The organism is Nonomuraea helvata (assembly GCF_039535785.1).
GTDB classification, from domain to species: domain Bacteria; phylum Actinomycetota; class Actinomycetes; order Streptosporangiales; family Streptosporangiaceae; genus Nonomuraea; species Nonomuraea helvata.
Genome location: NZ_BAAAXV010000005.1, coordinates 527,226 through 539,897 on the forward strand (window position 1 = coordinate 527,226; position 12,672 = coordinate 539,897).

11 protein-coding genes are annotated in these 12,672 nt (G+C 70.1%); 5 read left to right on the top strand and 6 right to left on the bottom strand.

What is annotated here, in order from left to right:
- Window positions 1–32 precede the first annotated feature (32 nt).
- From ABD830_RS21830 to helR, 3 genes are all read left to right on the top strand, one after another.
- Window positions 33–1,247, top strand: coding sequence for a cytochrome P450 (locus tag ABD830_RS21830; RefSeq protein ID WP_344990180.1), 1,215 nt, complete (start codon window positions 33–35; stop codon window positions 1,245–1,247).
- Window positions 1,248–1,397: 150 nt separating this feature from the next.
- The gene (locus ABD830_RS21835) at window positions 1,398–1,631 is read left to right on the top strand and encodes a hypothetical protein (protein ID WP_344990183.1); all 234 of its coding nucleotides are present in this window, start codon (window positions 1,398–1,400) and stop codon (window positions 1,629–1,631) included.
- A 185-nt stretch (window positions 1,632–1,816) separates the two neighbouring features.
- The gene (gene helR, locus ABD830_RS21840; protein ID WP_344990185.1) at window positions 1,817–3,967 is read left to right on the top strand and encodes an RNA polymerase recycling motor ATPase HelR; all 2,151 of its coding nucleotides are present in this window, start codon (window positions 1,817–1,819) and stop codon (window positions 3,965–3,967) included.
- A gap of 27 nt (window positions 3,968–3,994) precedes the next feature.
- Here helR and ABD830_RS21845 read toward each other — a convergent pair whose 3' ends face one another.
- From ABD830_RS21845 to ABD830_RS21860, 4 genes are all read right to left on the bottom strand, one after another.
- Window positions 3,995–4,198 carry a hypothetical protein gene (locus ABD830_RS21845; protein ID WP_344990188.1) on the bottom strand — a complete coding sequence of 68 codons (204 nt, stop codon included), beginning with the start codon at window positions 4,196–4,198 and terminating at the stop codon, window positions 3,995–3,997.
- 145 nt (window positions 4,199–4,343) lie between these two features.
- Window positions 4,344–4,676 (bottom strand): STAS domain-containing protein, encoded by a 333-nt coding sequence (locus ABD830_RS21850; RefSeq protein ID WP_344990191.1) that lies wholly within the window; start codon window positions 4,674–4,676, stop codon window positions 4,344–4,346.
- The gene (locus ABD830_RS21855) at window positions 4,673–5,230 is read right to left on the bottom strand and encodes a DUF5994 family protein (RefSeq protein WP_344990193.1); all 558 of its coding nucleotides are present in this window, start codon (window positions 5,228–5,230) and stop codon (window positions 4,673–4,675) included. The genes ABD830_RS21850 and ABD830_RS21855 overlap by 4 nt, the downstream gene beginning before the upstream one ends.
- Before the next feature lie 197 nt (window positions 5,231–5,427).
- Window positions 5,428–6,747: a cellulose binding domain-containing protein gene (locus ABD830_RS21860; RefSeq protein ID WP_344990196.1), complete on the bottom strand. Its 1,320-nt coding sequence runs from the start codon at window positions 6,745–6,747 to the stop codon at window positions 5,428–5,430.
- Window positions 6,748–6,917: 170 nt separating this feature from the next.
- Between ABD830_RS21860 and ABD830_RS21865 the strand changes: the two genes are divergently transcribed.
- Complete coding sequence (locus ABD830_RS21865) at window positions 6,918–8,081, top strand: hypothetical protein (protein WP_344990199.1); 1,164 nt, start codon at window positions 6,918–6,920, stop codon at window positions 8,079–8,081.
- 192 nt (window positions 8,082–8,273) lie between these two features.
- Complete coding sequence (locus tag ABD830_RS21870) at window positions 8,274–8,822, top strand: alpha/beta hydrolase (RefSeq protein WP_344990201.1); 549 nt, start codon at window positions 8,274–8,276, stop codon at window positions 8,820–8,822.
- Here the strand turns inward: ABD830_RS21870 and ABD830_RS21875 are convergent.
- Window positions 8,791–9,510: a sensor histidine kinase gene (locus ABD830_RS21875; protein ID WP_344990204.1), complete on the bottom strand. Its 720-nt coding sequence runs from the start codon at window positions 9,508–9,510 to the stop codon at window positions 8,791–8,793. The genes ABD830_RS21870 and ABD830_RS21875 overlap by 32 nt on opposite strands.
- A 31-nt stretch (window positions 9,511–9,541) precedes the next feature.
- A complete protein-coding gene (locus ABD830_RS21880) occupies window positions 9,542–12,652 on the bottom strand; it encodes an AfsR/SARP family transcriptional regulator (protein ID WP_344990206.1) in 3,111 nt (1,036 codons plus the stop codon).
- Window positions 12,653–12,672: the final 20 nt, after the last annotated feature.

A 12,672-nucleotide genomic window follows, 5' to 3' on the forward strand; every position in this document is an offset into this window, starting at 1 on the left:
TCGATGACGAGACCTCCATGAGGAGACGCCGAATGAGCGCAGACGAGCAGGTCCTGACCTATCCGATCACGAGCGACGCGGCGCTGGACCCGCCCGCGGAGTGGGCCGAGTTGCGCGGCACGTGCCCGGTGGCCCATGTGACGCTGCCCAGCGGCGACCAGGCGACGCTGCTGACCCGCTACACGGACGTCAAGCAGGTGCTGGCCGACCCGCGTTTCACCCGTCTGCTGAACGCCCCCGACGCCGCCCGGCTGTCGGCCACGGAGGACGGCGGACTGTTCAACAGCGAGATGGCGGCGATCATCCCCGACGGCGGGGAGGAGCATCAGCGCTGGCGGCGTCTGGTCGGCAAGTGGTTCACCGCCAAGCGCATGAACGCCATCCGGCCCAAGATGGCGCAGATCGCCGATGACCTCATCGACGACATGGTCAAGCGCGGCGCGCCCGGCGACCTCAAGGCCGGTCTGGGCTTCCCGTTGCCGGTGTACGTCATCTGCGACATGCTCGGCGTTCCGGCCGAGGACCGGGACCGGTTCTCGTACTGGTCCGACACGCTGCTCAACCTGACCCGCTACGGCAAGGAAGAGATCGACGCCGCCCAGGCGGAGTTCTTCCAGTACATGTCCGACCACCTCGCCGCCAAGCGCGCCGAGCCCGGCGACGACCTCCTGAGTGAGCTGATCGCGGCCGGCGGCCCCGAGGACGGCGGGCTGAACGACCTGCAGATCCTGGTCACCGGCATGGCCCTACTGGTCGCCGGGCACGAGACCACCGCCAACATGATCGGCAAGATGGTCTCCATGCTGCTGGCCGACCGCACCCGCTGGGAGCGGCTGCTGGCCGATCCGTCGCTGATCCGCACCACCGTCGAGGAGACGCTGCGCCTCGACGCCAACTCCGGCTTCGGCCTGCCCCGCTACCTACGCGAGGAGACCGAGGTCAACAACACCGTCCTGCCCAAGGGCACCACCGTGATCTGCAACATGGCCGCGGCCAACCGTGACGAGAGCGCCTTCGAGCACGCGGCCGAGATGGACCTGAGCCGCAGCCCCAATCCTCACCTGGCCTTCGGCTCCGGCGCCCACTCCTGCCTGGGCCAGGCACTGGCCCGCACCGAACTGCAGGTCGTGCTGGAGGTGCTGCTGCGCAGGCTCCCGACCCTGGAGCTGGCCGTGCCCGTGGCGGAGCTGGAACGCGTGGAAGGGCTGGCCGTCGGCGGGCTGCGCACCGTGCCGGTCCGCTGGTGAACCCCTGCGCCGACGTGCGGATGATGATTCCGTCCTGAATGATCGACTGCTTCTGGCGGCGTCCGTCGAAGGCGGTTACCTTGATCTCAGCTCACCCCAAAGGCCTCGGCGTTCGCTCTGGCCTGAAGCCGGCTGATCTGGAGGACCTTCATGAGAATCAAGCGCGGGATCTTAGCGGGGGCGCTGGCTGCCGGCGCGCTCGCTCTCGGCTCGACCCCGGCTCACGCCATTCCGCCTCCCCCGCCGGGAGGCGACAACCTCGTCGTCATCAGCTACTACGCCGGGGATCAGCTCGTCGGGCAGCGCTGGTTCGGGTGCAATCGGCCCGCTGACCAGTGGGGGACGCTCGAGGGTCAGCAGAAGCTCTCCTTCACACCCTGCTGAGGTCCGAATCCCCGGAGCGGCCTCTGGCGGCTCCGGGGTATCACGAAGGCGCAGGGTGGCGGGAAAGGGGAAGATCCGCTCCTTTCCACTCTTAACGTATAGCGCACCGGGGGACTTGCGGCAAGACCCGGGTCATACCGCAGAATCAGCGGCCGAGGCACGCAACCCACATCGGAGCTGATGACGTGAGCCCGCTGACCACCAGCGCGTTTGACCTTCCCGACCACCTCTCCCCCAAGGCCGACCCGGCGCTGATCGCCGGCGATGAGGTGCACTTCGCGGCCATCGCGGAGAGCCTCGAGCAGTCGATCGCCGAACTGTCCGACCGCCTCGACGCCGAGCGCAAGGCGCCCGGCGGCAAGGGCCGGCAGGCGCTGGACCGGGACCTGGAGATCCACCGGCTGACCGCTCGCCTGCGCGCGCTGCGTCGCTTCGGTCTGGATCTGTGCCTCGGCCACATGGTCAGCGCGGACAATGCCGAGCCGGTGTACGTCGGACGGCTCGGCCTCACGGACAGCACGGGTTGCCGGCTGCTGCTCGACTGGCGCTCCCCCGCGGCCGAGCCGTTCTTCGGAGCCACCCACGGCAACCCGATGGGGCTGGCGAGCCGCCGCAGGTACCGCTGGACCCGCGGCCGGATCAGCGACTACTGGGACGAGGTGTTCACCTCGGACGGGCTTGTCGGGCACGCCGCACTCGACGACCAGTCCGCCTTCATCGCCAGCCTGGGCAGCAGCCGGTCGCCCAGGATGCGGGACGTGCTCGGCACCATCCAGGCCGACCAGGACGCCATCATCCGCGCGGGATCCCGCGGCGCTCTCGTCGTCGACGGCGGACCGGGTACGGGGAAGACCGTCGTCGCGCTGCACCGATCCGCCTACCTCCTCTACTCCGACCCCCGCCTCGGTCACCGGCGGGGAGGCGTGCTGTTCGTCGGTCCGCACCAGCCGTACCTGGCCTACGTCGCCGACGTCCTGCCCAGCCTCGGAGAGGAGGGCGTACAGACCTGCACCCTGCGGGACCTCGTCACCGAGGGAGCCGCGGCGGCGATCGAGACCGACCCGGACGTGGCCCGCCTGAAGTCGTCCGCGGACATGGTGAAGGCGATCGAGCCGGCCGTCAGGTTCTACGAGAACCCGCCCACCAAGGGGATGACGGTCACGACCCACTGGTCCGACATCTGGCTGAGCGCCGACGATTGGGCCGAGGCGTTCGAAGCGCCGGAACCCGGCACTCCGCACAACGAGGCGCGCGACCAGATCTGGGAGGAACTGCTCACGATCCTGATGGACAAGCATGACGAGGATGACGTCTCGCCTGACCTGCTCCGCAAGTCGCTGCTGCGGAACAGGGAGCTGCTCACGACCTTCAACCGCGCGTGGCCGCTGATCGAAGCGGCCGACCTCGTCGGAGACCTGTGGTCGGTACCCGCCTACCTGCGGATGTGCGCTCCCTGGCTGAGCCCGGACGAGGTTCGGCGGCTGCAGCGCGCGGACGCCCAGGCCTGGACGGTGTCCGACCTGCCGCTCCTGGACGCGGCACGGCAGCGGCTCGGCGACCCGGAGGCGTCACGGCGTAGGCGCTGGCATGCCGCCTCCGTCGCCGCCGAACGCGAGCGCATGGCGCAGGTCGTCGACAACCTGCTCGAGGCCGATGACGACGGTGAAGGTGTGGTGACGATGCTGCACGGCCAGGACCTCAAGGAGGCCCTGGTCGACGATGCCGCGCTGCCCGGCGCCGACCAGGACCAGCTCGCCGGCCCCTTCGCGCACATCGTGGTGGACGAGGCTCAGGAGCTGACCGACGCGGAGTGGCAGATGCTGCTGCTCCGCTGCCCGTCCCGGAGCTTCACCATCGTCGGGGACCGCGCCCAGGCCAGGCACGGGTTCACGGAGTCGTGGCAGGAACGGCTCGAGCGGATCGGGCTCGACCGGATCAACCTGGCTTCCCTGAGCATCAACTACCGGACGCCGGAAGAGATCATGGCGGAAGCCGAGCCGGTCATCCTGGCCGCGCTCCCGGACGCCAACGTGCCGACCTCCATCCGCAGCAGCGGTGTCCCCGTCGTACACGGATCCGTTTCTGATCTGGGCTCGATCCTCGACACCTGGCTCGCCGCACACGCCGACGGGACCGCCTGTGTCATCGGCGATCCCACCTTCCAGGCGACGTCCCGCGTCCGGGCGCTGACGCCGGAGCTGTCGAAGGGGCTCGAGTTCGACCTGGTCGTCCTCATCGATCCGGAGGAGTTCGGCGAGGGCATCGAAGGAGCGGTCGACCGCTATGTCGCGATGACCCGAGCGACCCAGCAGCTCGTCATCCTCACGAGCTCCTGACGCCGGCCGCGACCATGTCCGAGAGCGTCAGGCGACTCGACGGAAGAAGACGGTCGCGCGGTAGCGATTGCGGTGCTCCTCCTCCGACTCGGCTTCAGCACTGATGACGTCCAGTTCGGCGTCGAGGCCGAAGAAGTCATGCGCCTGAGCCCTGGCGTTCTCCCTGATCTCGTCCGGAGTCGCTCCGCTGACGGTGACGCGCAGGGTAAGCGGGAACTGTGTCACGCTCATCGGTGACCTTCTTTCGCCGCAACAAAGCAGTTCAATCATCGGCAAAACTGACAGCCCATACGGGCCTAGACAGCCCGTACGGGCCTAGCCACAGCAAACGCCTGCCCCTTCTTGCCGCTCTAAACCCCCAAAGGGCGGGCCGCACCTACCGGTTGTCCTCGAGCACCGGCAGGCTGCGGCCCAGTCCGGTGATGTGCAGCAGTCGGGACAGGAACGGGCGCGGTGCGGTCAGCATGACGGTGATGCCTTGAACTCGTGCGCGATGCTGGACACCGATCATGACGGCCAGCCCGGACGCATCGCAGAACGTCACCTCTGAGAGGTCGAGGATGAGCAGGCTGGTGCTGTGGTCCAGCGTGTTCAGCAGCTGCTCGCGCAGCGCCCCGCTGCTGAAGATGTCGATCTCGCCCGACAGATGAACGGTGGTGGGAGCCGATGGCCCCGCCACGCCTGGAGGCGATGTGTCGATGACGGTCATGAGAGTCTCCGATCGGCGTCCGAGCCGGGCAGGCCGCCCCGCTCTGGCGCGCCGGTGCCCGGCGCGGCGGTGCCCGGCGCGGCGGGAAGGTGCGCGACGGTGAGGAAGTGGGCGGCGGCGAAGCCGCTCCTGCCCTGGTTGGCGAGGATGAGCGCGGCCCGGGCAAGGCCGCTCCCCGCGCCCGGCGGGATCACCAGTAAGACGATCGGCTCGGCGCGGTCGAAGCTCAAGGTCACCACAGGGGGATCGGCCTGGCCGAACCAGCCGACCCTGACCTGGCGCCCGCGTGCCGGGATCCGGCGCGGGAGGTGGTCCCACGCATGCCGGTACACCGTGACCCGCAGCGTGGTCCTGCCCAGACGCCGATCGACGGCGGCGACCAGGCCGGGCAGCTCGGCCGCGGCATCGAGGGAGTACGGCCACCAGGCCCCGTCAACGACGGCGGACCGGTCCAGCACGGGACTCGTGGAGAGCCGGAGCCTCGAGCCGGTGGCGCGAACCGTGGACGCGCGGGCGCTCAGCGGTTTGAGGTAGGAGAGAAGTGTCGGCGGCATGGCTGCCCAGCCCGTCCGGACCGAAAGGCCCTCGATCGTCTATCGCCGCGGGCGACGCCGACCTGTGTGCCAACGCACGAAGTGTCCTCGGTGATTTGACCATACCTGCCGGTTCCGGATTCACCAATCCCCAGCGTCAGTACGCGCTCCTCTCCCGCTGGTCATGGCGTGTATCACGCCACCGCACCGATCGACTGCTAGCCGGAGGAGCAGGCGATGCCGGCCGGGCCGGGCGTGGACGGGCCGTTGGCCTGGAAGCCGAAGGTGGTCGTCGCCCCTGGCGCGAGGCTCGTCGCGTAGCTCGGCGCTTTGATCGTCCACGTGGTACCTGACGACGTGATGGTGGAGCTCCAGGCGTTGACCAGGCTCACGCCGGACGGCGCGGTCCACGTGATCGTCCAGTTGTTCCAGGTCGTCGTACCCGTGTTCCGCACGGTGACGTTGGCCGTGAAGCCGCCCTGCCAGGCGTTGGCGACCTGGTAGTTCACACCGCAGGAGACACCGGTGCCGCCCGTGGGCGTGGGCGTGACGGTGGGGGTCACCGTCGGGGTCGCCGTGGGTGTGGAGGTCGAGCCCTGTGAGGTGGTGTAGCTGACCTTGGTGTACGGCGTGCCGCACGGATTGCAGGCCGACGGAAGCGTGAAGCTGTACACGCGCCCGCCGTTGATCAGCGTGTCGGTGACGTCTCGCACCCGGATCTGGAACTGGCTGGAGCCCGACGTGATCCCGCCGATGACGTAGGACTGGCCCATGTCACCGTTCATCTGGGCCGTCTGCCACGCGCCGTTGGCGAAGTACTCGACGCCGTGGATGCCGTTGGCCAGGTGCGAGACGGAGATGGCCGGCCACCAGACCTGGGCGCCCTGCAAGAACCCGATGTTGATGTCGCCGCTGTAGTTGGGCGCGGGGATGAACGACCAGGTGACGTGCCGGTTGTTCCAGTGGTTGGGATACATGTCCCCGACCGCGGCGCCGTTCTTCACGAACCGGTTGAGCGAGTCCTTGGACAGGTCCAGATGGTAGGGATCGTCACGGCACCAGCCGTTGGAGTCGCCGCAACTGTCGGCGACGAGCATGGTCAGTTTCGCGCCGTTGTAGGCGTCGGAGGCCCAGGAGCCGTTGCGGCAGAACGGCTGGTTCTGCGCGCCGTCGTTGGTCCCCGTGCAGAAATCGGCGATCTCGACCTGCACGAAGCGGCCGCAGTTCAGGCCGTTGTTCCATAACCCGGCCTTGCTGAGATTGGCCCCCGTCAGCGGCCGGGGGTAGAAGGTGTAGTCGCCGGGCGTGTTGTAGACGTTGAGCGCGACGAAATCCTGTGAGTCGAGATTCGCCTGAGGCACTCCGCAACCGCCGTACGGCATGCCGAGTCCGTCAAAATAGGTGGCGTTGCCCGTTACAGGGCCGGTCGGGTCGCTGACCGCGCTGGCGGACTGCTGCATGAAGGGCACCAAGGCGCACAGCGCGACCAGGAAACCGGGAAGCAGGATGGCGATCAACCGGCGACGAGCGTGACTCATCGGACTCCCCACTCAGAAAAGGATCGACACGACTCTTTCCGCGGAGCGCTGGTCTGGTCAAGTCCAGGTACGCGCGAGCTGGGCAAACGCGCCAAAGCCTGTGTAACTTTCATCGACTCGCCGAAAATGCCGGGCGGGCGAATGCGCCAGGATGTCGGTGAGGAGGCGACATGCAGGAGATCGAGTTCCGGACGGGCAACCAGGGTCTCATCGAGATCTTGATAGATGGCGTTCCGCTGCTCGATCTCGTACGGACGGCCGAGCTGCCTTATGCGCAGGACGAGCAGCTCGAGCGCGCCGAGGAGTTCGCACCGGAGCCCGCGCCCCTGCTTGCGGGCGACTACAGCTACTTTCCACAGCGGTTGGTCGGCTGGCCGAGCCGTCACTATCTCGGGGAGCCGGCAGAGACCGTCTACAACCAGGATGACGACGAGACCATGCTGCTCGGGTGCACCTGCGGCATCCCGGAGTGCTGGGCGCTGCTGGCCAGGATCGAGGTCACGGACGCGGTCGTGCGGTGGTCGAGGTTCAACAACAACCACCGGGACTGGGACCTGCCGGCGACTCTCGGGACGTTCGTCTTCGACAGGCGGCAGTACGAACGGGCTCTGCGTGCCACCGCCGCCCGCCCGGTTCAAAAACCGTCTCCGGTGGTCCACGACGACGTGCGGCTGGTGCCGGTGATCGACGCGCTGTCCGGCGTCCTGACCGACGGCTGTCCGGCACCGCCCGCCGACGAGTCGCTCTTGGACGCCTACTGGCTGGACCGGGTCGCCACGGCAGGACTGCCGAGACCGATGCCGGGCAACGCGACGCTGATCCCGTTGTCCGGTTTTCTCGGCAGGCACTCCTTGACGACGCTGGTTCGGGCCACAGTCAAGGATGTTGCGACAGACCTGGCAGCCGAGGACGCCCTCGACCAAGTCAGCGCTGTGAGCGGGGGATATTGCCTGGTGGTAGCAGGGAAGCCGCTCGTCGCGCCAGGTTGCTGCAGCGACCCCACAGACCTGGCCAACTGGCGCAACGCCGCTCGGCACCGCGAGCCTGATCCGATGATGGTGTGGATCGGCCACCCCTGGGTCCATGTCGCTGCGGACGGCGACGATCTCCTGCTGACCCGTCCGACCGAACGCGATCCCGGCCCCGAACTGGCCTGGATCTCGCGTCGATCGCTGGAGTACGCCGTCCGGCAGGCCGCGGCTGAGGTCCGCTACCTCGCCCGGCCACTCCGCGACGTCTGTGTGGAGCTGGTCGGCCGGGACAGAGCCGACGCGCTGTGCTCGGCGCTCCTGGGAGGCTCCTGGCTCCGGACCGGCGCCGACTGGCTGGAATGACCTGAGCCTCGGGCGGCTGCCGCGCCGCGACGACGGCGATGTCGGGACCGTGCTCCGCCACGGCCACCCGGAGCGCCTCGCCGTCGCCCACGGCGGCGACCACCTCCTGGCCGCGGGAGCTGAGCAGCATGCACAGGCCCTCCCGGAGCATACGATCCGACCCGAGCGGCCAGGCCGCGCAGCCCAGATCCGATGTCCATCCCCGCGCCGCCCACCGAGGCGGTCGTCAAGGCCACGCGTGGGGACGGTTCCGGATTCGCCGACTTCGTCCTCGGCAACACGCGAACGTGGGTCCTGCCCGGGGTCATGGCGATGAGCTGCGGGGACGAGCGGGGCCACACCGGCTACGCCCAGCTGCGGAAGGTCAGTCGTCAGTCGCTGAAGATCTCGCCGAACTTCGGCGGAGGAGCCGGGATGGACGCGCTGGCATGCGCGGGCTGGCCGCTGAAGGTCGCCAACCCGTCCCGCCCGCTGCCCACCCGCGGCCTGCCGCCGTTCCTGGGCATCGGCAGTACGTGGGGTGACTACGCGTGGACCGAGAGCTTCACCGGGATGATCCCGGGATCGGTGGCCGTCGGCTACGAAGGGCCCGGCCACGCCCTGTACCTGACGAAGAAGAAGTGCCCCATCCGACACGCCACCGCGTACCTGACCGACCTGACCCTGCCCGACCGGGCACCACCTGCCCCGCCGAATGATCCTGCGCGTTCTATGCGGCGGGGGCGGGGATGCTGGCGGTGACCGTGAAGCCTCCCTCTCCGTCGGCTCCCGCGCTGAAGGTGCCGCCGAGCAGGGTCACCCGGCGGTCGAGCCCGGTCAGGCCCATCCCTGAGCCGGCGCCGGTCAGTGCGGGATCGGCGCTCCGCCGGGGCGCCGCGTTGCGCACCTCGACGTCGGCCCGGTCGCCGGGATAGACGACGTTGACGGCGACCGGCGCCCCGGGGGCGTGCTTGCGGGCGTTGGTCAGCGACTCCTGCACCACCCGGTAGACGGCGCGGGCCACGACCGCGGGCACCGTACCGGGATCGCCTTCCACGTTCAGGGCCGCGTGGTCGGCCGCCGCCAGCGCGGCCAGGTCGCCGCCGGTGTCGTCGTCGGCACGTCCGGCGGGCACCGGCCGGGCCCCTGTGGTGACCACACGCATGAGGTCGCGCAGCTCGGTGAGAGTACGCGTGCCGACCCGCCGGATCTGCTCCGCTGCCGCGCGGGCGTCGTCGTCGCCGGTGGTGACGCGCAGCGCGTCGGCGTGCAGGACGATCTCGGTGACGTGGTGGGTGACGATGTCGTGCAGCTCCGCGGCCAGGCGCTGCCGTTCGGCGGTCTCCGCCCGCTCGGCGAGCAGGCGGTGCTCGGAGTCGGCGAGCTCGGCCCGCTTGCGCAGCGACCGGATGAGCTCGCCCCGGATCTTGAGGTAGAGAGCGAGCAGCACGTGTCATGGAGTGAACGGCCATCGAGGGTCCTCACATCGCGTCTGTCAGCAACGGCGCGAGCTTCTCCTCACACGGTGCATGTCCGATCTGCCGGCACAGCCGCAGGACCTGCTCGGCCTTGTACGCCGCCGCCTCGCGGTCGCCGCGTCGCCGTTCCAGCCCGGCCAGCTCCGTCAGCGCGGCCAGCTCCGGCAGCCGGTACGTGTTCTCGCACGCCACGGCGTGGCCCCGCAGCGCGTGGCGGACGGCGCCCTCGTGGTCGCCCCGGACATCGAGCAGCCGGGCGCGGGCGAGCAGCGCGTACGCCAGATGCCAGCTCAGGCCGCCCGCGCCGATGAGGTCGTCGGCGAGGTTCAGGCTGTCGGAGGCCTCTGCCGTCAGGCCGAGGCCGATTCCGGCATCGGCCAGGGCGATCAGCGCCGCCGCCTCCACCAGCCGGTCGCCCTGGCTGCGGCACACGTCGAGCGCCAGCAGCGCCTCGTCCCGTGATTGCGCCCACCGGCCGTTCTCCCAGTGCAGCCGGCTGATCCAGACGTGCGTGGTGGCCGCGCCGTGGCCGCCTATCGAGTTGATCAGGGCGACCGACTGCCGGAGGCAGCTCTCCGCTTCGCCGTAGCGGCCCTGGTCGAGGAGGACGGCGCCCAACTGCCGCAGGTCGGCTCCCTCGGCGTGGTGCAGATGGTGGCGCCGGCTCAACGCGAGTGCCTGCCTGCAGTAGTTCTCGGCCAGGTCGAGCCGGCCCAGGTGGTGGTACTGGTTGCCGAGCGCATGGAGTGCCCGGATGTGGCCGGGCATCGATCCGAGCTCGCCGAAGAGCTGCGCGGCCCGGACATTGTCGGCCATCGCTTCGGTGAGGCCGCCCGTCCACGCACGCGCGAAGCTCAGTCCCATCCTGGCCGTCGCCTCGCCCTTCCGCTCGCCGCTCTCGCGGGCGATGCGGACGGCCTGTTCCAGGTGCACGACGGCCTCCTCACGGCGGCCGGTACGGAAGAGGCCGTCGCCCATGCCGGTGTGCAGCATGGCGGTTACGGCCGGCACGTCGTGGGCGGAGGCGGCCTCCAGCAGGGCCGGCGCGATCTCCATCCACTCACCGATGCGGCCGGTACGGGCACAGATCACGCGAACCATGTCGGCCAGGCGCCACACCCCTGGACCGGAGTCCCGTTCGATCGCGCGCATCAGCGCGGCCATCAGGTTGACGACGTCGGCCGCCTCGGGGGACGGCTGCTCACCAGTCTCCGGGTACGGCTGCGGACCGGGGATCAGGAACTCCCCGGGCGCGCACTCGGCGGCGATGGCGGCGCCCAGTTCCAGGTAGTGGTCGAACAGGCGCTGCCACGCCGGCTCACGCTCCGGGTCGCGCCCGGCTTCCGCCACCGCGTAGAGCCGGACCAGGTCGTGGAAGCGGTACCGATCGGTGATGTGGTGTTCGATCAGGTGCGCCGCGGCCAAGGCCCTGAGTGAGGCGCGGGCCGCGTCCTCGGGAAGGCCGGTGACCGCCGCCGCGGCCGCCACGGTGACATCGGGGCCGGGCACGAGCCCGAGCAGGCGGAAGACCTGCTGCTCGGCCGGGGCGAGCACGCGGTAGGAAGCGGAGAAGGCGATGGTGACGGTGTTGTGCTCGGCGCCGTCCACGGTGAGTCCCGCCAGCGGGTTGCCGGCGGCCAGCTCCGCCGCGACCGCCGCGGTGCCGTCCTCGGGCCGGGCGGCGGCGTTCGCCGCGGCGATGCGCAGCGCGAGCGGCAGCCCGCCGCACGCGCGGACCAGCTCGCCGCGCGCGTCCGACTCGGCCGGGCCGCCCGCCGGCCCGAGCACACTGTCCAGCAGCGCCCGGCCGTCCTCGTCGGAGAGCGGGCCGAGCGAGTGCTGCCTGGCGCCCGCGTACGCCACCAGTTCGCCCAGCCGGTTCCTGCTGGTCACGAGCGCCACGCCGTTCGGGGGCAGGAGTTGCTCGATCTGGGCCGCTGAGCGAGCGTTGTCCAGGACCAGCAGGAACGAGTGCCCCGCCAGCAGCGAGCGGTAGAGGCCGAGCTGGGTCTCGAACCCGCCCGGCGTCCGTTCGGGATCGACGCCGAGCGAGACCAGCAGCCGGGTCAGAGCCGCTGTCGTGGTCAGCGGCTCGTGGTCCGGATCGTAGCCGCGCAGGTCGATGTAGAGCTGGCCGTCGAGGAAGCGCTCCTTGGCCTGATGCGCCCAGTGCAACGCGAGGGCCGTCTTGCCCATGCCGGCCGTGCCGCTCAGCACGCACACTCCGTCGCCGCCGGCCAGGCACTCATTCAGCCAGGCCAGCTCCGCGTCTCGGGCGACGAACCCGGGCACGTTCCTGGGTAACTCTGCCGGCCGCGCGACAAAAGGTGCGGGCATCGGAGTCACCGCCTGCAGGCCCTGCCCCGGGGAGTCCGGTCCGTCGTCCTGCAAGAGCCGCTGGTGTAACTGGCGCAGGTGCGGGCCGGGCTCGATGCCCAGTTCGCCCACCAGCCGCCGTCTCGCGTCCCGGTACACGGCCAGCGCCTCGGCGCGGCGCTCGCACCGCTGCAGGGCCAGCATGAGCTGCCCCAGCAGCCGCTCGCGCAGCGGGTGCTCGGCCACCACAGTATGAAGTTCGCCGACGATCTCGGCATGCCGCCCGGACGCCAGCTCCGCGTCGTACAGCTCCTCCAGGGCGCAGACGCGCCTGTCCTCGAGGCCGGGGCGTTCCTGTTCGATCAGCGTGGCACTGGTCCCCGCCAGCGCGGGCCCGCGCCACAGCTCCGCCACCGCGCGCAACCTCGCCACGGCGTCGGCGTGGCGCCCCTTCTCGGCGTCCTCGCGCGCGGCGGTTCTGTACCGCTCGAACAGACGCAGGTCGAGCTCATCCTCAGCGGCGTGGATGCGGTAGCCGGCGCCGACGCGGCTGATGCGCTCCTTGCCGACCAGAGCCCGCAGCTCGTGGATGTAAACCTGTAAGCGCGCGACAGCCGTGCGCGGCGGGTGCTCACCCCAGACCAGGGCGACGAGCCGGTCGTCCGGCACCGCGCGGTTCGCATTGAGCAGCAGGGCGGCCAGCACGGTCCGCTGCTTCGGCGAACCCAGCGCCACCGGCCCGTCAGGCCCATGGACCGACACCGGCCCGAGAAGCGCGAAGCGCGCCTCCGACTCCATGCGTCCCCTTCGCGTCCCCT

Bases quoted from the DNA above. Each gene is read 5' to 3' on its own strand.
- ABD830_RS21830 (WP_344990180.1), top strand. From the start codon at position 33: ATGAGCGCAGACGAGCAGGTCCTGACCTATCCGATCACGAGCGACGCG.
- ABD830_RS21835 (WP_344990183.1), top strand. From the start codon at position 1,398: ATGAGAATCAAGCGCGGGATCTTAGCGGGGGCGCTGGCTGCCGGCGCG.
- ABD830_RS21845 (WP_344990188.1), bottom strand. From the start codon at position 4,198: ATGAGCGTGACACAGTTCCCGCTTACCCTGCGCGTCACCGTCAGCGGA.
- ABD830_RS21850 (WP_344990191.1), bottom strand. From the start codon at position 4,676: ATGACCGTCATCGACACATCGCCTCCAGGCGTGGCGGGGCCATCGGCT.
- ABD830_RS21855 (WP_344990193.1), bottom strand. From the start codon at position 5,230: ATGCCGCCGACACTTCTCTCCTACCTCAAACCGCTGAGCGCCCGCGCG.
- ABD830_RS21860 (WP_344990196.1), bottom strand. From the start codon at position 6,747: ATGAGTCACGCTCGTCGCCGGTTGATCGCCATCCTGCTTCCCGGTTTC.
- ABD830_RS21865 (WP_344990199.1), top strand. From the start codon at position 6,918: ATGCAGGAGATCGAGTTCCGGACGGGCAACCAGGGTCTCATCGAGATC.
- ABD830_RS21870 (WP_344990201.1), top strand. From the start codon at position 8,274: ATGTCCATCCCCGCGCCGCCCACCGAGGCGGTCGTCAAGGCCACGCGT.
- ABD830_RS21880 (WP_344990206.1), bottom strand. From the start codon at position 12,652: ATGGAGTCGGAGGCGCGCTTCGCGCTTCTCGGGCCGGTGTCGGTCCAT.